At 62.5% G+C, this 19,888-nt stretch carries 16 protein-coding genes; 1 reads left to right on the top strand and 15 read right to left on the bottom strand.

Annotated elements, in window-relative coordinates:
- Entirely contained in the window at window positions 1-1,431 is a 1,431-nt protein-coding gene (locus tag M5B99_RS03260; RefSeq protein WP_248802628.1) for a DegQ family serine endoprotease, read from the top strand.
- Window positions 1,432-1,494: 63 nt separating this feature from the next.
- Here M5B99_RS03260 and M5B99_RS03255 read toward each other — a convergent pair whose 3' ends face one another.
- From M5B99_RS03255 to M5B99_RS03185, 15 genes are all read right to left on the bottom strand, one after another.
- Complete coding sequence (locus M5B99_RS03255; RefSeq protein WP_248802627.1) at window positions 1,495-1,980, bottom strand: RDD family protein; 486 nt, start codon at window positions 1,978-1,980, stop codon at window positions 1,495-1,497.
- Between the two features lie 118 nt (window positions 1,981-2,098).
- A complete protein-coding gene (locus tag M5B99_RS03250) occupies window positions 2,099-2,311 on the bottom strand; it encodes a cold-shock protein (protein ID WP_003175786.1) in 213 nt (70 codons plus the stop codon).
- A 427-nt stretch (window positions 2,312-2,738) separates the two neighbouring features.
- Window positions 2,739-3,863, bottom strand: a complete 1,125-nt coding sequence (gene gcvT / locus M5B99_RS03245; protein ID WP_248802626.1) for a glycine cleavage system aminomethyltransferase GcvT — start codon at window positions 3,861-3,863, stop codon at window positions 2,739-2,741.
- Between the two features lie 57 nt (window positions 3,864-3,920).
- Window positions 3,921-5,297, bottom strand: a complete 1,377-nt coding sequence (locus tag M5B99_RS03240; protein WP_248802625.1) for an L-serine ammonia-lyase — start codon at window positions 5,295-5,297, stop codon at window positions 3,921-3,923.
- A 237-nt stretch (window positions 5,298-5,534) separates the two neighbouring features.
- Entirely contained in the window at window positions 5,535-8,384 is a 2,850-nt protein-coding gene (gene gcvP / locus M5B99_RS03235; protein WP_248802624.1) for an aminomethyl-transferring glycine dehydrogenase, read from the bottom strand.
- Window positions 8,385-8,393: 9 nt separating this feature from the next.
- Window positions 8,394-8,771 (bottom strand): glycine cleavage system protein GcvH, encoded by a 378-nt coding sequence (gene gcvH, locus M5B99_RS03230; protein ID WP_248802623.1) that lies wholly within the window; start codon window positions 8,769-8,771, stop codon window positions 8,394-8,396.
- Window positions 8,772-9,199: 428 nt separating this feature from the next.
- Window positions 9,200-10,708 carry a sigma-54-dependent transcriptional regulator gene (locus tag M5B99_RS03225; protein ID WP_248802622.1) on the bottom strand — a complete coding sequence of 503 codons (1,509 nt, stop codon included), beginning with the start codon at window positions 10,706-10,708 and terminating at the stop codon, window positions 9,200-9,202.
- Window positions 10,709-10,819: 111 nt separating this feature from the next.
- The gene (locus M5B99_RS03220) at window positions 10,820-11,179 is read right to left on the bottom strand and encodes a DUF5064 family protein (RefSeq protein ID WP_248802621.1); all 360 of its coding nucleotides are present in this window, start codon (window positions 11,177-11,179) and stop codon (window positions 10,820-10,822) included.
- Between the two features lie 55 nt (window positions 11,180-11,234).
- Complete coding sequence (gene arcC / locus M5B99_RS03215) at window positions 11,235-12,164, bottom strand: carbamate kinase (RefSeq protein ID WP_248802620.1); 930 nt, start codon at window positions 12,162-12,164, stop codon at window positions 11,235-11,237.
- Window positions 12,165-12,392: 228 nt separating this feature from the next.
- Window positions 12,393-13,403, bottom strand: a complete 1,011-nt coding sequence (locus tag M5B99_RS03210; RefSeq protein ID WP_248802619.1) for an ornithine carbamoyltransferase — start codon at window positions 13,401-13,403, stop codon at window positions 12,393-12,395.
- Window positions 13,404-13,550: 147 nt separating this feature from the next.
- Complete coding sequence (arcA, locus tag M5B99_RS03205) at window positions 13,551-14,807, bottom strand: arginine deiminase (RefSeq protein ID WP_248802618.1); 1,257 nt, start codon at window positions 14,805-14,807, stop codon at window positions 13,551-13,553.
- Between the two features lie 35 nt (window positions 14,808-14,842).
- The gene (gene arcD / locus M5B99_RS03200; RefSeq protein ID WP_248802617.1) at window positions 14,843-16,270 is read right to left on the bottom strand and encodes an arginine-ornithine antiporter; all 1,428 of its coding nucleotides are present in this window, start codon (window positions 16,268-16,270) and stop codon (window positions 14,843-14,845) included.
- Window positions 16,271-16,933: 663 nt separating this feature from the next.
- The gene (locus tag M5B99_RS03195) at window positions 16,934-18,286 is read right to left on the bottom strand and encodes a CoA transferase (protein WP_248802616.1); all 1,353 of its coding nucleotides are present in this window, start codon (window positions 18,284-18,286) and stop codon (window positions 16,934-16,936) included.
- A 208-nt stretch (window positions 18,287-18,494) separates the two neighbouring features.
- Window positions 18,495-18,902: a YbaN family protein gene (locus M5B99_RS03190; protein WP_248802779.1), complete on the bottom strand. Its 408-nt coding sequence runs from the start codon at window positions 18,900-18,902 to the stop codon at window positions 18,495-18,497.
- Between the two features lie 372 nt (window positions 18,903-19,274).
- Window positions 19,275-19,883: a biliverdin-producing heme oxygenase gene (locus M5B99_RS03185; RefSeq protein ID WP_248802615.1), complete on the bottom strand. Its 609-nt coding sequence runs from the start codon at window positions 19,881-19,883 to the stop codon at window positions 19,275-19,277.
- Between the last annotated feature and the right edge of the window lie 5 nt (window positions 19,884-19,888).

Raw genomic sequence — 19,888 nt, 5'->3', positions numbered from 1 at the left:
ATGTCGATACCACGCTTGAAGTCTTATCTGTCCATTGTCGCCACCGTCCTGGTGCTCGGCCAGGCGGTGACCGCCCAGGCCGCTGACTTGCCCGACTTCACCGAACTGGTGGAGCAGGCTTCGCCGGCGGTGGTCAATATCAGCACCACCCAGAAACTGCCGGATCGCAAGGTTTCCGACATGCAGGGGCTCGAAGGCCTGCCGCCGGAAATCCAGCAATTCTTCCGTGGTTTCCCGCAGCCGCGCAGTCCGAAAGGCGGCGGCGGCGGCGGTCGCCAGCGTGAAGCCCAGTCCCTGGGGTCGGGCTTCATCATCTCCAAGGACGGTTACATCCTGACCAACAACCACGTGGTCGCCGATGCCGACGAGATCGTGGTACGCCTGGCCGATCGCAGCGAGCTCAAGGCCAAGCTGGTGGGCACTGACCCACGTTCCGACGTGGCGCTGTTGAAGATCGACGGCAAGGACCTGCCGACCCTCAAGCTCGGCAAGTCCAAGGACCTGAAGGCCGGCCAGTGGGTCGTGGCCATCGGTTCGCCATTTGGCTTCGACCATACCGTGACCCAGGGCATCGTCAGCGCCGTGGGCCGCAGCCTGCCTAACGAGAACTATGTACCGTTCATCCAGACCGACGTGCCGATCAACCCGGGTAACTCCGGTGGCCCGCTGTTCAACCTCAAGGGTGAAGTGGTCGGGATCAACTCACAGATCTATACCCGCTCCGGTGGCTTCATGGGGGTTTCCTTCGCGATCCCGATCGACGTGGCCATGGATGTCTCCGACCAGTTGAAAGCCGGTGGCAAGGTCAGCCGTGGCTGGTTGGGCGTGGTGATCCAGGAGGTCAACAAGGACCTGGCCGAGTCGTTCGGCCTGGACAAGCCGGCCGGTGCGCTGGTCGCCCAGGTGCAGGATGGTGGTCCGGCGGCCAAGGGTGGCTTGCAGGTCGGTGACGTGATCCTCAGCCTGAATGGCCAGCCGATCGAGCTGTCGGCTGATCTGCCGCATTTGGTCGGCGCGTTGAAGGCCGGTGACAAGGCCTCTCTGGAAGTGATTCGTGAAGGCAAGCGCAAGACCGTGGACCTGACGGTCGGTGCGATTCCGGACGAAGGCAAGGAAATGGATCTCGCCAAGACCAATGGTGCCGAGCGCAGCAGCAATCGCCTGGGGATTTCCGTGGTCGAGCTGAGCGATGAGCAAAAGAAAGACAACGACCTCAAGGGTGGCGTGGTCATCAAGGATGTCCAGGACGGTCCTGCCGCCTTGATCGGCCTGCAACCGGGCGATGTGATCACTCACCTGAACAACCAGGCGATCACCAGCGCGGCGCAGTTCACCGAGATCGCCAAGGCCCTGCCGAAGAATCGTTCGGTGTCCATGCGTGTACTGCGTCAGGGACGTGCCAGCTTCATTACCTTCAAACTGGCTGAATAAGCCCGACTGAAGTCGCCGTATGAAACAGCCCGCCTCGAAACAGGCGGGCTTTTTTGTGCCGGCTTACTTGGCGGGCTTGGGCAGGCGGACCAATTGGCTGTTGGAGTAGATGTCGTGCCAGCTGCGTTTCTGCTTGTCGACCAGCGACCAGAGGAAACCCAGGCCGAAGATCCAGGAGGCAATGGACACGATGAACCGTAGCAGCGCCTGCCAGAGACTGATGGCCGTACCGTCGGCGTTCTGTACGCGAATCCCCCAGACCTGCATGCCCAGGGTCTGACCCTTGTAGGTCCAGAACTTGGCGAAAAAGCCGAATAGCACGAACAGCAGGATCGTCGACAGCAGCGGGTCGCCGTCCAGTGCCCCGGCATCGGAGAGCTTGCGCAGTTGCTGCTCGCCGACGATCGACATCTGTACCAGCTTGTAGACGAACCCGGTGACGATCAGTAATGCGGTGCACAGCAGGAAGTCATAGAACATCGCGGCCAGGCGACGGCCCAGGCCGGCAGCGGGAAAATCACCCTGGGGGCTCAGCGCGTGTTTCGACATGGCGGCTCTCTTTGTGGGGGCTGAAAAAAAGCCAGTTTACGAAATTGCGCCCATAAAAAAGCCCCTGATATCAATATCAGGGGCTTTTCATTGCAAGAAAACGTGTTCCCGGGGGGAATCAGGCTTCCGCTTGCACTTCATCAGCCTGCATGCCTTTCTGGCCTTGCACGGCGACGAAGGTCACTTTCTGGCCTTCTTTCAGGCTCTTGAAGCCGTTGCCCTGAATAGCGCGGAAATGGACGAACAGATCCGGACCGCTTTCGGGAGTGATAAAACCAAAACCTTTCTCGTCGTTAAACCACTTGACGGTACCGCTCTGACGTTGGGACATTTTCTTATTTCCTTGACGCTAAAATTAATGACAGCCCCTTTCATATGAAAGAGTACTGGGCTGGGTTGCAGGAAAGTAAGAGACGTCGAACGGGTTGTAGCAAACTTCAGGCTACTGCCCAGGTCACGATTCCAAGCGACCCATGCAAACACAGTAGAGAAACTCTACGCCAACTCCGGGAGAAAAAACAAGCCCTGCGAAACCCCCAGGTTTATGCCTGTTTACAGGTGTTTGCATGGCCCTGCGGAGCGACGCCGTCGAGCCGGATGGGAGGGCTTGTTTTCGGCAGTTATAAAGTAAGTTCATCGGGGCATATATGCACTGTTTTGTGGCGGTTGCGTGACAAGGTAGTGCACTGTTTCAACATCAGCTTAGTTGTTACTGTAAGTATCAACAGGGGTGTCGCCCCCCTGTTGATAACCCTGTATCAGCCCCTGTAGTAACGCTGTGGCACAAATGGCATTTTGCTCACCTTGAGCGGTACGCGCTTGCCCCGCACGATGGCCCAGATTTCGTTGTCCAGAGCGGCCTGCGAGCTGTCTACATAGCCCATGGCCAGAGGTGCGCCGAGGGTCGGACCGAAGCCGCCGCTGCAGACGTTGCCGATCACCTGACCGTTCTGGTCAACGATTTCCGCGCCTTCGCGCACGGGTGTGCGTTCCTGCGGTAACAGGCCTACACGTTTACGTGACACGCCCTCTTGCTGTTGGGCAAAGATCTTCTCGGCGCCGGGGAAACCACCGGCCCGTGCACCGTCGGCGCGGCGGACCTTGGAGATCGCCCAGAGCAGGCTGGCGGCCACCGGGCTGGTGTCGCCGTTCATATCGTGCCCGTACAGGCACAGGCCGGCTTCCAGGCGCAGGGAGTCACGGGCACCGAGGCCGATGGCCTCGACCTCGGTTTCGGCCAGCAGGCTGCGGGCCAGGGCTTCGGCGCTGGTCGCCGGTACGGAAATCTCGAAACCGTCTTCGCCGGTGTAGCCGGAGCGACTGACATAGCAGTCCACCCCCAGCAGGCGCACGCTGGCGAACTGCATGAAGGTCATTTTCGTCACTTCAGGGGCCAGGCGCGCCAGGACGCTGACCGCGGCCGGGCCTTGCAGGGCGAGCAGGGCGCGCTCTTCGAACAGTGGCACCACCTCGCACAGGTGGCCGAGGTGTTTTTGCAGGTGTGCCAGGTCCTGTTCCTTGCAGGCGGCGTTGACCACCAGGAACAGCTCGTCGTTGCCCAGGTTGGCGACCATCAGGTCATCGAGGATACCGCCGGATTCATTGGTGAACATTGCATAACGCTGCATGCCCACCGGCAGGTCGATGATGTCCACCGGCACCAGGGCTTCCAGGGCCTTGGCGGCAGCGGCGCCGACCAGGCGGATCTGGCCCATGTGCGAGACATCGAACAGCCCGGCTTTTTCACGGGTGTGCTGGTGCTCTTTCATCACGCCCAGCGGGTATTGCACGGGCATGTCATAGCCGGCGAACGGCACCATGCGCGCGCCGAGTTGCAGATGCAGGGCATGCAGCGGGGTTTGCTTGAGGGATTCGGTGGACATTGCAGCTCCTTGTAGGGGGTGGAGGGGAGGGCCTGAGCCACTCCCCTTGAATAAGGCTCAGCACTCGATGATGTTGACGGCCAGACCGCCGCGAGCGGTCTCCTTGTATTTGCTTTTCATGTCGGCGCCGGTCTGGCGCATGGTGCGAATCACCTTGTCGAGGGAGACGAAGTGCTGGCCGTCGCCGCGCAAGGCCATGCGCACGGCATTGATAGCTTTCACCGAACCCATGGCGTTGCGTTCGATACATGGCACTTGCACCAGCCCGCCGATGGGGTCGCAGGTCAGGCCGAGGTTGTGCTCCATGCCGATTTCGGCGGCGTTCTCCACTTGTTGCACGCTGCCGCCAAGCACTTCGCACAAGGCTCCGGCGGCCATCGAACAGGCCACGCCGACTTCGCCCTGGCAGCCGACTTCGGCACCGGAGATCGAGGCATTTTCCTTGTAGAGAATACCGATGGCGGCGGCGGTAAGGAGGAAACGCACCACGCCGTCCTCGTTGGCGCCGGCAATGAAGCGCATGTAGTAATGCAGCACCGCGGGGACGATTCCGGCCGCGCCGTTGGTGGGTGCGGTGACCACGCGACCGCCGTTGGCGTTTTCTTCATTGACCGCCAGGGCGTAGAGGTTGACCCAGTCCAGCACCGACAGCGCATCGCGCAGCGCCGCTTCCGGATGCTTGCACAATTGCCGGTGCAGCGCGGCGGCGCGGCGCTTGACCTTCAAGCCGCCGGGCAGAATGCCTTCATTGCGGCAACCGGCGTCGACGCAGTCCTGCATCACCTGCCAGATCTTCAGCAGGCCGGCGCGGGTTTCCGCTTCCGGGCGCCAGGCGCTTTCGTTGGTCAGCATCACCTGGCTGATGGACAGGCCGTAGGTGGTGCAATGGCCGAGCAGTTCCTTGGCGCTTTTGAACGGGAAGGTCAGCGGCGTGCTGTCCTCGACGATGCGGTCGGCGCCGGCGGCATCTTCATCGACCACGAAACCGCCGCCCACCGAGTAGTACTCGCGGCTGCGGATCTGGATGCCGGCGGCGTCGAAGGCGCGGAAGATCATGCCGTTGGGGTGATAGGCCAGGGGTTTCCTGATCATCGCCAGATGGAGTTTTTCATTGAATTCGATGGAGTGTTCGCCGAGCAGATTCAGGCGGCCGTTGCTGCGAATGGTCTGCAGGCGGGCGGCGACGGTTTCGGTATCGACGGTATCCGGGTGTTCACCTTCCAGGCCCAGGAGCACGGCCTTGTCGCTGCCATGGCCTTTGCCGGTGGCGCCGAGCGAGCCGTACAGCTCGACTTTGACGCAGGTGGTGTGTGACAGCAGTTGCTCGCGCCGCAGACCCTCGGCGAAACGCGCGGCTGCGCGCATCGGCCCGACGGTATGGGAGCTGGAGGGGCCGATGCCGATCTTGAACAGGTCGAACACGCTCAGGGACATGTGGGTTCTCCGGTGTTTTCTAGTAATTATCGGCTTGGAAGCACGTCAGGCGTCTTATGGGGGCGGGTTTGACCGCGAAGTTTTTGCTGGCCTCTGGGGCCTCTTCGCGGGCAAGCTCCGCTCCCACAATATCCGGGTTGAATCCGGACCTTTTGTACAAACGAAAAACCTGTGGGAGCGGTGCTTGCCCGCGAAGACGTCGGAGCAGGCACCGCTGAATCGGATGTTTACACCGGGTTAAGCGTAGTTCTCGATCGACGGGCAGGCGCAGACCAGGTTGCGGTCGCCGAACACGTTGTCGACACGCCCCACCGGCGGCCAGTACTTGGCCTCGATCAACGACGCCACCGGGTACACCGCCTGTTCGCGGCTGTACGGATGGAACCACTCGCCGACGATTTCCGCCGCGGTGTGCGGGGCGTTCTTCAGCGGGTTGTCGTCCTTGTCCAGGCTGCCGTTTTCCACCGCGCGGATTTCTTCGCGGATGTGGATCATGGCTGCGCAGAAACGGTCCAGCTCTTCCTTGGATTCGCTTTCGGTCGGCTCGATCATCAGGGTGCCGGCCACCGGGAACGACATGGTCGGGGCGTGGAAACCGAAGTCGATCAGGCGCTTGGCGACGTCATCGACACTGATACCGCTGCTGTCCTTCAACGGACGCAGGTCGAGGATGCACTCGTGCGCCACCAGGCCATTGCTGCCGCTGTAGAGCACCGGGTAGTGTTCTTCCAGGCGTCGAGCGATGTAGTTGGCATTGAGGATCGCCAGTTGCGAGGCGCGCTTGAGGCCTTCGCCACCCATCATACGGATATACATCCAGGTGATCGGCAGGATGCTCGCGCTGCCGAACGGTGCCGCGCACACCGCGCCTTCCTTGCGTTCCATGCTGGCGTGACCCGGCAGGAACGGGGTCAGGTGTGATTTCACGCCGATCGGGCCGACGCCCGGGCCGCCGCCGCCGTGGGGAATGCAGAAGGTCTTGTGCAGGTTCAGGTGCGACACGTCGCCGCCGAACTTGCCCGGGGCGCAGAGGCCGACCATGGCGTTCATGTTGGCGCCATCGATATACACCTGGCCGCCGTTGTCATGGATGATGCCGCAGATTTCGCGGATGCCTTCCTCGAACACACCGTGGGTCGACGGGTAGGTGATCATCAGCGCGGCGAGGTGTTCGCGGTGCTCGATGGCCTTGGCCCGCAGGTCCTCGATATCGACGTTGCCGCGGGCATCGCAGGCGGTGACGATCACGCGCATGCCGGCCATGTTCGCCGTGGCCGGGTTGGTGCCGTGGGCCGACGAAGGGATCAGGCAGATATCGCGGCGCTCGTCGCCACGGCTCTGGTGGTAGGCGCGGATCGCCAGCAGGCCGGCGTATTCACCCTGGGACCCGGCGTTCGGTTGCAGGGAAATCGCGTCGTAGCCGGTGGCGGCGCAGAGCATTGCTTCCAGTTCATCGGTCAGTTGCTGGTAGCCGGCGCTCTGTTCTGCCGGGGCGAACGGGTGCAGGGCGCCGAACTCGGCCCAGGTCACCGGGATCATTTCACTGGCGGCGTTGAGCTTCATGGTGCAGGAACCCAGCGGGATCATGGTGCGATCCAGGGCCAGGTCCTTGTCGGCGAGCTTGCGCAGGTAGCGCATCAGCTCGGTTTCCGAGTGATAGCGGTTGAACACCGGGTGGCTGAGGATGCTCGACTGGCGCGCCAGGGCGGCCGGGATACGGCTTTCGACCGACGCGGCGAGGACGTTGAAGTCCGGGAGGGCCTTGCCGCCGGCCAGCAGTTTCCACAGGGTTTCGATATCGGCCTGGCTGCTGGTTTCGTCCAGGGACAGGCCCAGGCGCTGGGCATCCACGACGCGCAGGTTGATGCGCTGGGCGCGGGCCTGTTCGTGCAGGGCGGTGGTATGCACGCCGGTGTTCAGGGTCAGGGTGTCGAAGAAGTGTTCCTGCTCGACCGCCAGGCCCAGTGCGCCGAAGCCCTTGGCCAGGATCGCGGTGAGGCTGTGGATGCGTTGGGCGATCTGGGTCAGGCCTTTTGGACCGTGATACACCGCGTACATGCTGGCGATGTTGGCCAGCAGGACCTGGGCGGTGCAGATGTTGCTGGTGGCTTTCTCGCGACGGATATGTTGCTCGCGGGTCTGCATGGCCAGGCGCAGGGCCGGCTTGCCGAAACGGTCCACCGAGACGCCGACCAGACGGCCGGGCATGTCGCGCTTGAACGCATCGCGGGTGGAGAAGTAGGCCGCGTGCGGGCCACCGAAGCCCAGCGGAACACCGAAGCGCTGGGCGCTGCCGATGGCTACGTCGGCGCCGAACTCGCCCGGCGGGGTCAGCAGGGTCAAGGCCAGCAGGTCGGCGGCGACCGCTACCAGGGCGTTGGCCGCGTGGAAACGCTCGGTCAGCGCACGGTAGTCGAACAGATCACCGTTGCTCGCCGGGTATTGCAGCAGGGCTCCGAAGAACGGGCTGAGGTCGGTCAGTTGGCGTTCATCGCCGACCACCACGTTGATACCCAGGGGCTCGGCACGGGTGCGCAAGACGTCGAGGGTCTGTGGATGGCAGTGCACGGAGGCGAAGAAGGCGATGCTGCCCTTGTTCTTGCTCAGGCGCTTGCAGAAGGTCATGGCTTCGGCGGCCGCGGTGGCTTCGTCGAGCAGCGAAGCGTTGGCGATCGGCAGGCCGCTGAGGTCGCTGATCAGGGTCTGGAAGTTCAGCAGCGCTTCCAGTCGGCCCTGGGAGATTTCCGGCTGGTAAGGGGTGTAGGCGGTGTACCAGGCCGGGTTCTCCAGGAGGTTGCGCAGGATCGGCGACGGCGTATGGCAGTTGTAGTAACCCTGGCCGATGTAGGTCTTGAAAAGCTGGTTTTTTTCGGCGATGGCCTTGATCGACGCCAGGGCGTCGGCTTCGCTTTGCCCGGCCCCGAGGTCAAGGACGCTGGTGCCCTTGATACTGTCGGGGATCACGCTGGCGCTGAGGGCTTGCAGGGAGTCGAAACCCAGGGTTTCGAGCATGGCCTGTTCGTCCGCCTGGCGCGGGCCGATATGACGGGCAATGAATTCGTTGGCGGTGCTGAGATTGACAGTCATGACGGTTCCTCAGGCGTTGGCTTTGATCAGGCGGTCGTAGGCGGCCTGATCCAGCAGTCTAGCGACTGCCGAGGCATCGGTAGGCTGGAAGCGAAAAAACCAGCCGGCGCCCAGCGGATCTTCGTTGACCAGTTCAGGGCTGTCGGCCAGCACCGGGTTGAATTCGAGCACTTCACCGTCCAAGGGCATGTACACGCCACTGGCGGCCTTGACCGATTCCACGGTGGCGGCTTCGGCGCCTTTGTCGTAGTGCTGCAGTTCCGGCAGTTGCACAAACACCACGTCGCCGAGGGCGTCCTGGGCGAAAGCCGTGATGCCGACCGTGACACTGCCATCGGCTTCGGTACGCAGCCATTCGTGGTCTTCAGTAAAACGCAACTCGCTCATGGAAACTCCTAGGGGGCCAGACTCGTCGTCAGGTGGACGCAGGGATGCGGGATCGACGTCCCGCTGAATGGGATTCCCTTAGCAAGTTTGTGGCCAATACTGCTCGAGGCTTGTAAATCAAGGGATTGCGGGTTTTTTATGGGTGTTGGGCAATAGCCGCTGTAGCGAAATCGCTACAGCTGGGGAGCAAAAAAAAAGCCCAACAGGATCAAAGCCTTGTGGAATGGGGATTGTCTTGTTGTGTAGCGAAATCGTTCCACTGTAGCGCTTTCAGTACAGATGGAGGTCGTTTTTGGCGTCGCTGCCCCTATGGGAGCTGGCTTGGCAGCGATGAGGCCCTCAAGCCCTGCATCGAGCCCAAGGACACCCTCGCCGACAAGCCGGGCTCCCACAGAGTTCTCTGGTGTTCTTGACGGACGAAGGTTGCCTCAGGACTTGCCGGGAATACCGTATTTGCGTAGCCGATGGGCAATGGCCGTATGGGAAGTCTGCAAGCGGCTGGCCAGTTGCCGGGTCGAGGGGTACTGCACGTAGAGTTTTTCCAGCAGGTTCTTCTCGAAATCTTCCACTGCCTGTTCCAGGCTGTCGATCTCGGGATCGCTCTGGCGCGCCACCGAGGTCCCGGCAATATCCAGGTCGCCGATGTCGACCACACTGCTTTCGCAGATCGCCGCCGCGCGGAAGATCACGTTCTGCAACTGCCGCACATTGCCCGGCCAGCGGTTGTCCAGCAGCGCCGGGTAGGTCCCGGGCGCCAGCCGGCAGACCGGGCGCTGGATCTGCGTGCAGGCCTGCTGCATGAAGTAGCGCGCCAGCAGCAGGATGTCCTGACCGCGTTCACGCAGCGGCGGGACCTCGACGTTGAGCACGTTCAGCCGGTAGAACAAGTCTTCGCGAAAACTGCCTTCGCTGACCATCTTCTCCAGGTTGCGGTGGGTGGCGCTGAGAATCCGCACGTTGACCTTGACCTCGCGGTCACCGCCCACACGGCGAAAGCTGCCGTCATTGAGAAAACGCAGCAACTTGGCTTGCAGGTACGGCGACATTTCGCCGATTTCATCGAGAAACACCGTGCCCTGGTTCGCCAGTTCCATCAGTCCCGGCTTGCCGCCGCGCTGGGCCCCGGTAAAGGCCCCGGGGGCGTAGCCGAACAGTTCGCTTTCGGCGAGGTTCTCCGGCAGGGCCGCGCAGTTCAGGGCCAGGAACGGTGCGCCGTGGCGCGCGCTGATGGCATGGCAGGCCCGCGCCACCAACTCCTTGCCGGTGCCGGTTTCGCCCTGGATCAGCAGCGGTGCGTCGAGGGCTGCGACTCGCTGGGCGCGGGTCTTGAGGGTGCGGATCGCCGCAGACTCGCCGAGCAGCGCGTCGAAGCCTTCGGCATGGTCGTGATGCAGGGCTGACAGGCGCTCGCCGATACGGTTCGGCTGATAGAGGGTCAGCAGCGCGCCGGCATCGGTGATCGGCGTGGCATCCAGCAGCAGGGTCTGGCCGTTGACGGTGATTTCCCGCAGCGGCAGGCGAAAACCGTTTTCCAGCAAGCTGTCCAGGAGCTTGGGATCGGCAAAGAGTTCGGCGACGCTTTCGCCGGCCGGCTCGCGCCCGTACAGGGCGATCAGGGCCGGGTTGGCCAGCAGCACATGGCCGGCGCTGTCGAGGGCCAGCACCGGGTCGGTCATGGCCGCGAGCAGGGCGTCGAGTTGCAGGTGCCGGCGCTGTCCCGGGAGAATGTCGACCACCGTCACCGCCTGCACGCCACGGACGCTGAACAGCGCATCGCGCAACTCCTCCAGCACTTGCGGGCTGAGGGTCGGGGCGTCGATATAGACGTTGGGCGGAACCATCTCCACCGCATCCAGGTTGAGATTGCGTCCACCGAGCAGGGCCAGGACTTCCTGGGTGATGCCGACGCGGTCGATGAAACTGACGTGGATACGCATGGGGCGATTCGGTGTTCCGGACGCGAGGGCGGCAATTATGCCTTGGCGCGCGGGGTTTGGTGAAATCTACCGCGCGAACGCTCCTGTCCCATTGCTGGAACGAGCCTCTGGTCAGCTCAAATGTTCAAGTTTCATCGGATCGCCTGACTTGACGTCGAGTTGCGTCCGCACATCTTCGAACATCTCGTCATAGTATTTGTGCAGGGAAATGATGCTGGCATTTCTCGGCATGCCGTATTTCTGCGCGATATTGCTGGCGGCACGGGCAAAGTCGAAGGCCTGGTCCTTGGCCAGGAAGAACGACTCGGCCAGGGATTTGCTCTCGATCGTGCCGTGCAGGGTAAATCGCATGCCCGCACCTTCCTTCGGATCCTGGGCGACCTCGTAGTCGATATACAGGTTGTAGCTGAAATCGTCCTTGTTCAGCGCATGGCGTTCGATATGCAGGTGACCGGGCGTGAACGTGGCCATGGTGTTCTCCTTCAAGGCATGGAGTAGGGCAGACCACGGGCCTGCCCGATGGTTCTCATGAATAGGTGATGCCGGGTTGCGCCGTGCTGATCCGCGTACCGGCCTTACCTTGGACTATCGCCTCGATATCCGCCAGTGAGCCGATCACCGCGACCTTGCCGGTGTGCCGGGCGAATTCGCACGCGGCCTGGACTTTCGGGCCCATGGAGCCGGCGGCGAAACCGAGTTTCTCGAGCTCGTCCGGGTGTGCCTGGATAATGGCCTTCTGGGAGGACTGGCCCCAGTCGACAAAAGCGGCATTGACGTCCGTGGCGATCACCAGCAGGTCGGCGTCCAGCTGTTCGGCCAGCAGCGCCGAACACAGGTCCTTGTCGATCACGGCTTCTATTCCTTTGAGCTTGCCGTCCTCGCCGTACAGGGTCGGGATGCCGCCGCCGCCGGCACAGATCACGATACTGCCCTTGTCCAGTAACCATTTGATCGGGCGGATCTCGAAGATGCGCTTGGGTTTGGGGCTGGCGACCACGCGGCGGAACTTATCGCCGTCAGGAGCGATGCTCCAGCCTTTTTCGGCGGCCAGTTGTTCTGCCTCGGCCTTGCCGTACACCGGGCCGATGGGTTTGCTCGGGTGCTGGAAGGCCGGGTCCTTGGGGTCGACTTCGACCTGGGTGAGCAAGGTGGCGAAGGGCACTTCGAAGTCCAGCAGGTTGCCCAGTTCCTGTTCGATGATGTAGCCGATCATGCCTTCGGTTTCCGCGCCGAGAACATCCAGCGGGTAGGGCGAGACCTGGGTGTAGGCCGCCGCCTGCAAGGACAGCAGGCCGACCTGCGGGCCATTGCCGTGGGCGATGACCAACTGGTTGCCAGGGTAGATCTTGGCAATCTGTTCGGTGGCGATACGGATATTGGCGCGTTGATTGTCCGCGGTCATGGGGTCACCACGACGCAGGAGGGCGTTACCGCCCAGGGCTACGACGATACGCATAAGCACTGTCCTTCCAAAGCAAACGAGAGCGATCGAACCTTGTGGCACCTGGCCTTGTGGCGAGGGGGCTTGCCCCCGTTCGGCTGCGAAGCAGTCGCAAAACCTGCAACCTCGGTTTATCAGGTACATCGAGTTGCCAGGTTTCAGGGGCGCTTCGCACCCCAGCGCGGGCAAGCCCGCTCGCCACAGAAAACCGTTCATCACATATACGGGTTTGAGGTTGGCTCGTCAGATATCCGCCAACGCCGAGACCAGGATCGCCTTGATCGTGTGCATGCGGTTTTCCGCCTGCTCGAAGGCGATATTGGCCGGCGACTCGAAGACCTCCTCGGTCACTTCAACCCCGTTGGCCAGGTGCGGGTAACGCGCCGCGATATCCTTGCCGACCTTGGTTTCGCTGTTGTGGAACGCCGGCAGGCAGTGCATGAATTTGACCCGGGGATTGCCCGAGGCCTTCATCATTTTCGCATTGACCTGATAGGGCATCAGTTGCTCGATACGCTCGTCCCAGGCTTCCACCGGCTCACCCATGGACACCCAGATATCGGTGTGGATGAAGTCCACGCCCTTGACCGCTTCCTGCGGGTCTTCAGTGATGGTGATGCGCGCGCCGCTTTCCTCGGCAAAGGCCTTGCACTGGGCGATGAAATCTTCATGGGGCCACAGCGCTTTCGGCGCGCCGATACGCACGTCCATGCCGAGCTTGGCGCCGATCATCAGCAGCGAGTTGCCCATGTTGTAGCGCGCATCGCCCAGGTAGGCGTAGCTGATGTCATGCAGTGGTTTGTCGCTGTGCTCGCGCATGGTCAGGGTGTCGGCGATCATTTGCGTCGGATGGAACTCGGCGGTCAGGCCGTTGAATACCGGCACGCCGGCGAACTTCGCCAGTTCTTCGACGATCTCCTGCTCGAAGCCGCGGTACTCGATGGCGTCGAACATCCGCCCCAGTACGCGGGCGGTGTCCTTCATGCTTTCCTTGTGACCGATCTGCGACGACACCGGGTCGATATAGGTGACGTGGGCGCCCTGGTCATGGGCCGCGACTTCGAAGGCGCAACGGGTGCGGGTCGAGGTCTTTTCGAAGATCAGCGCGATGTTCCTGCCCTTGAGGTGTTGCTGCTCGGTGCCGGTGTACTTGGCGCGCTTGAGGTCACGGGACAGGTCGAGCAGGTAGTGCAGCTCGCGATTGGTGTGGTGCATCAAGCTCAGCAGGCTGCGGTTACGCATGTTAAAAGCCATTTACTGGATCTCCTCGGGTATGGGTTATCCGCCTGTCCGGCTGGGTGCATGGCGCCCTTGTAGGAGCTGGCAAGCCAGCTCCTACAGAGAAACGCTACGCATCCGGCCATGGCCCTTCGTGGGGGCAAGGGCAGGTTTGAACATCGGTTAGTAATCGATCGGGTCGCGGATGATCGGGCAGGTCATGCAGTGGCCACCGCCGCGACCACGGCCCAGTTCGCCGGCGCTGATGGTGATGACTTCCACGCCGGCCTTGCGCAGCAAGGTGTTGGTGTAGGTGTTGCGGTCGTAGCCGATCACCACGCCGGGTTCCACGGCCACCACGTTGTTGCCGTCGTCCCACTGTTCGCGTTCGGCGGCGAAGCTGTTGCCGCCGGTTTCCACCACGCGCAGGGCCTTGAGGTTGAGGGCCTTGGCGACGGTGTCGAGGAAGTTGCTTTCTTCCCGGCGGACATCGATGCCACCGGGCTTGCTGTCGTCAGGGCGCAGGCTGAAGGCGACGATCTGGCTCACCACTTCCGGGAAGATAGTCACCAGGTCGCGGTCGCAGAAGCTGAACACGGTGTCCAGGTGCATGGCCGCGCGGGACTTCGGCAGGCCGGCGACGATCACTCGCTCCACCGCGTTGTGCTTGAACAGGTTCAGCGCCAACTGGCCGATGGCCTGGCGCGAGGAGCGCTCGCCCATGCCGATCAGCACCACGCCGTTGCCCAGGGGCATCACATCGCCACCTTCGAGGGTGGCGTTACCGTGCTCCTGGTCCGGGTCGCCGTACCAGACCTGGAAGTCGGCGTTGACGAATTCCGGGTGGAACTTGTAGATGGCGCTGGCCAGCAGGGTTTCCTGGCGGCGTGCCGGCCAGTACATCGGATTGAGGGTCACGCCGCCGAAGATCCAGCAGGTGGTGTCACGGGTGAACTGAGTGTTGGGCAGCGGCGGCAGGATAAAACTGGAGTGGCCGAGGAAGTCGCGGAACATCTCGATGGTCTTGCCGCCAAAGCTGTTCGGCAGGTCATCGGCCGAAACACCGCCGATCAGGAACTCGGCGATCTTGCGTGGCTCCAGGCTGCGCAACCACGAGTCGACCTCGTGGACCAGCCCCAGGCCGACCTGGTTGGCGGTGATCTTGCGCTCGAGGATCCAGTCCAGGGCTTCCTTCTGGGCGACGATATCGGTCAGCAGGTTGTGCATTTCCAGGACGTCGATATCGCGTTCGCGCATCTTGGTGACGAAGTCGAAGTGATCGCGCTTGGCCTGGGCTACCCAGAGCACATCGTCGAACAGCAGCTCGTCGCAGTTGTTCGGCGTCAGCCGCTGGTGCGCCAGGCCCGGTGAGCAGACCAGCACCTTGCGCAGCTTGCCGGCTTCGGAATGAACGCCGTATTTCACTTTTTCCGTGGTCATTTGCAGATCCTCCAGAGAGCGTAACAATCAGGGTGTCAAAGGGTCAGGAAACCGTCGTACAGGCCATAGGCAGCCACCAGGGCGCCTATGACCACTGCGGCGAAAATCAGCTTCTCGACAGGGGTGAAAATCGCTTTGCCCAGCTCGCGCTTGGCCTGGGCGAACAGGATCACGCCGGGGGCGTAGAGCAGGGCGGAGAGCAGCAGGTACTTGACGCCACCGGCGTACAACAGCCAGATCGCGTAGATCAGGGCGATGGCGCCGATGACCAGGTCCTTGCGGCGTTCGCCCGGGGCCTGTTCATAACTTTCGCCACGCACCGCCAACAGCACGGCATAGGCCGCCGACCAGAGGTAGGGCACCAGGATCATTGAGGTGGCGAGGTAGATCAGCGACAGGTAGGTACTGGCGGAAAACAGCGTGATGATCAGGAAGATCTGCACCATGGCGTTGGTCAGCCACAGGGCGTTGGCCGGTACGTGGTTGGCATTTTCCCGGCGCAGGAACTCCGGCATGGTGTGGTCCTTGGCGGCGGCGAACATGATCTCCGCGCACAGCAGTACCCAGGACAGCAGGGCGCCGAGCAACGAGATGACCAGGCCGACGCTGATCAGCACCGCGCCCCAGTGACCGACCACGTGTTCGAGCACGGCGGCCATGGACGGGTTCTGCAGTTTCGCCAGTTCCGGTTGGGTCATGATGCCCAGGGACAGGACGTTGACCAGTACCAGGAACAGCAGCACGGTGATGAAGCCGATGACCGTGGCCTTGCCCACGTCCGAGCGTTTTTCCGCGCGGGCCGAGAAGATGCTCGCGCCCTCGATGCCGATGAACACCCAGACGGTGACCAGCATCATGTTGCGCACCTGGTTCATGACACTGCCCAGGCCCGGGTTCTTCAGGCCCCAGATGTCGGCGCTGAAGATATCCAGTTTGAAGGCGAACAGCGCGATCAGCACGAACAGCAGCAGCGGCACCACCTTGGCCACGGTGGTGACCAGGTTGATGAACGCCGCTTCCTTGATGCCGCGCAGTACCAGCCAGTGCACGGCCCACAACAGCAGCGAGGCACCGACGACCGCGGCCACGGTATTGCCTTCGCCAAACACCGGGAAAAAGTACCCCAGGGTGCTGAACAGCAGGACGAAGTAGCCGACGTTGCCCAGCCAGGCACTGATCCAGTAACCCCAGGCGGACGAGAAACCCATGTAGTCGCCGAAACCGGCCTTGGCGTAGGCGTAGACCCCACCGTCCAGGTCCGGTTTGCGATTGGCCAGGGTCTGGAATACGAAGGCCAGGGTCAACATGCCCACGGCGGTAATCGCCCAGCCAATCAGAACAGCGCCGACATCGGCACTGGCGGCCATGTTTTGCGGCAGGGAAAAGATACCGCCGCCAATCATTGAACCCACCACCAGAGCGACCAGCGCGCCTAATCGCAGTTTTCCGGGTGATTCAGACATTGCATGACTCCGATCCATGGGCATTGAGGCGAATAGGTTAGGTCAGGGGCAAAAACGAAAAATGATATAGATCAGATCATTGGCACATTCCGTTGCTTATGAACGACTTGGAGGGAGCGCGGACACGCCGACAGACGCCTGAAGACACCTGTCCCAGAGCGGTCGATAGAGCGTAAAAAGAATTTTTCGTATTGCCGTGGGGGGGTTAAACCAGCCAATCCTGTGGGTTGTGCAAATTTCTGACAGCGCTTTTTCAAACGCGTTCGATTTATTGGAAACAGCCCGAAAAATCATCGAGTCGAACGGGTTTTATAGGCGCTGTCGGTCTTGAGCGCCTATCTTTGTCATCCCTGTCGAATAAACGTAGGGGCACGCTGGATAATTAACCGAGTGGACAATTGTTCCTTTGTTAAATATTGAAACAATTAAGTGATTGAGGGCGTTGATATGCCGGGGCCGATCCGGGCATGGCGACTCGGCGTGCTGGTTGTCCTGGGAGGGGCGAGAGGGGGGATGCCGATCTCAAGCTGATCTTGAGGTGGTCGGCGATCTCCAGGGCCTCTTCGCGGGCAAGCCCTGCACCTGCAGTTTGACGTCGTACATAAGCTTTCGGTTTCACGCAAACCGCAGGCGCAGGGCTTGCCCGCGAAAGCGATTTCGAATTCACCACCACTGCGGTGGATGAGCCCCCAGCTTCGTAGCAGCACAGGCCCATTGCAACGGCATTGCCCCGACCTTCAGCGGCGACCGCAAACGCTGCGCCGGCCCCCAGGAGGTCTGTTCCAGCAGCGGATTCCAGTCTTGCACTCCGATGGGCAACAGCGCTTCGGTCCCATTGACCGCCCCCTGTTCCACCAACAACTTCGCCGTACGGGCCAGCGACAGGCGCGCCGAGCCGCCCAGTCCGCTGTGCAAACGTTCGCTCAGCGCGCGGATCGCCGCGGCCGCCATCAGGTAACCGGTGCCATGGTCCAGCGCTTGCACCGGCAACGGTACGGGCTGGTCCGCCTGTTTCCAGAGCATGCCGGCCTGGGCGATACCGCTGCTCATCTGCACCAGGCTGTCAAAGCCCCGGCGATTGCGCCACGGTCCGCTCCAGCCATAGGCGTTCAGGCTCACATCGATCAGTCCCGGGGCCAGGCGCTGGCGCCGTCGGGCGTCGTAGCCGAGTCCATCGAGTGCATCGGCGCGGTAGCCGTGCAGGAGGATATCGGCGCCGCCGAGCAAGCCTTCGAAGACCTCGCGGTCAGCGGCGTCATGCAGGTTCAGGCGGGCGCAGTGCTTGCCCAGGGTTACGTCTGGCGTCAGGGCCGGCTCGTCCCAGCTCGGCGGGTCGATGCGCAGCACTTCGGCGCCCAGTCCCGCCAGCAGGCGGCTGGCCACGGGACCGGCGAGTACGCGGGTCAGGTCGAGGACCTTGATGCCGGCCAGCGGGCGGGCCTGCGAGCCCAGCCAGGTACGTGAGCCGTGGCTGTCATGGGTGACGCGCTGGACCAGCGGTTCGGCATTGACCGCGAGTCCTTGGGGATGTTCTTTCCAGGTCGCCCATGAGCGCATTTGCGCGGCGCAGCCACCGGCCTCGACCACCGCCTGCTCCAGTTCCTCGGCGGACCATTGGGCAACCTTGCTGGCCATGGCGTTGCGATCAGTGGCCAGCCCCAGGACGCGTTCGGCGGCGCGGCGGTGGTGCGGGGCGTTGGTGTGCAGGCGGATCCAGCCGTCGGTGCCGGCGTAGTCGCCGGCAAGCGGGTCCCAGGGGGGTGGGATTTCCCAGCCTACGGGCTGTACCGCCGTGCCGAACCAGAGCGAGGCCAGGCGCCGGTCGACTTCGACGGCGGGGCGCTGTCCGCTCTGTTGCAGCAGCAGTTCGGCCACCGCCTGGCCGGCGGCGGCGAGGGTGGCGGCGGCCAGTTCGGTAACAGCGAAAGTCGAGGGCAGGACACCGCTGCCGGTGAAGAGCGGCGGCGAGAGGGGCAGGTCGAGCGCGGCTTGAATGGACGTCAGTAGATCGGTCATCGAAGGCTCTCCGTGAGAACGGCCATTGCACCTGAAATACTGCCGATTGTCGATGTCAGGCACCATTGTGGGAGCCGGCTTGCCGGCGATGGCAGCCGGATGGGCGCCGCAAGGCTCACGGGCCTCATCGCCGGCAAGCCGACTCCCACAGGCCGGGCTTTACCGCAAGGTATTCCGTGACTGGAGTTCTGACGCAGCCGGCAGGGGGTCAGGACGCGTCGGACACGACAAGCCGCTCCGGGCGCGACCAGATCCACAGGTTGCCCAGGCTCATCCCGGCGATCGCCAGGTACACCGGCCAGCCGTGTTCGAGCATCACCAGCATCAGCGTGGCACAAAGCAACATGCTCACAGTGGCGCTGACCTTGGCCCGGCGGGCGATGATCTTGCCGTTGCGCCAGTTGTTCAGGATCGGGCCGAACAACCGATGGTTTTCCAGCCAGGCGCTCAGGCGCGGCGAACTCTTGGTGGCGGCCCAGGCGGCCAGCAGGATGAACTCGGTGGTCGGCAGGCCGGGAATGACAATGGCGACCAGGCCGATGCCCAGGCTGACGTAGGCGAGCAGGCCGAAGAGCACGCGGGCGAGTTTCGAGGAGGAGGGTTTTGGCTGGGTCATGGCGTCAATTGTGGTGTGCTGAGCGAATTGGCTCAAGTCTTGGTGTCCTGTATGGCTAGTCATGTTCTACGTGATCTTGAGCCGAACGAGTTTTGTGGCGAGCGGGTTTTGCGCTGGTGCCGTTCAATCAAGGCCGAACACGGTCACTGTGGGAGCTGAGCTTGCTCGCGAAGGGGGCCTTGAGACCGCTTAAAGCTTCGCGGGCAAGCTCCGCTCCCACAGTGGCGTGGCGTTTTCAATGTCCCACTCACCTTGACTGAACGGCATCAGGGCTTGCCCGCGCTGGGTGCGAAGCAACCCTAAAACCTGCGACCGCGTAGCATCGGGTATATCGCGGTAACCGCTCGCCACAAGGTTTCATCTGGCGCCTGATCAGGCCAGTTCCGGCGCCGTGGCGTAAGCCTGTTCCAGCAACAGGGTGAAGCGCAGGAACGCGTCAATCGCACCTTTCTCCGCCTCTGCTTCTTCTTCGGCACTCAGCTCCAGGCCGTCGAGGGTCCTGGTGAAACGCTTCCAGCCTTCGGCGCGACCGCCGGCCGGTTCGCCCAGGTGACGGGCACCAAAGGTTTCGCTGAGACCCAGGCCCTCGGCGCGCTTGATCAGGAACGCGGCGCCGAGCTTGGAGCCCTCGGAAACGAAGAGCCAGCCCAGGGCCTCGGCCTTGCTCGGGTTGTGCACGGCACCGGCCAGCGGCGCCGGGACTTCGGTGTCCAGGTCGGCGAGGTCGGCCCTGGCCGCTTCAGCGCGGCAACGTGCGGCCAGATCAGGAACGATGGCGATCAGTTCGGGATCGTTGTACAGCGACACCAGTTCCGACTGGAACAGGTACTGGGCCACCACGAAACGGGCAAAATTCGCCTGGGTTTCGAACGGCGCATGGGCCTTGACCAACTGGTCGAGCTTGGCATGTGGCGCGTGGGTGATCTGGTTCAGGCGTTGCGAGCGCAGGCTCGGGCGCTGGGTGTTGTCCGGGGTGGTCATGACAA

This window comes from Pseudomonas sp. MWU13-2100, from assembly GCF_023242365.1.
Classification (GTDB): domain Bacteria; phylum Pseudomonadota; class Gammaproteobacteria; order Pseudomonadales; family Pseudomonadaceae; genus Aquipseudomonas.
The sequence above is the reverse complement of the archived record's forward strand: the minus strand, read 5'-3'. Positions and strand labels throughout refer to the sequence as shown.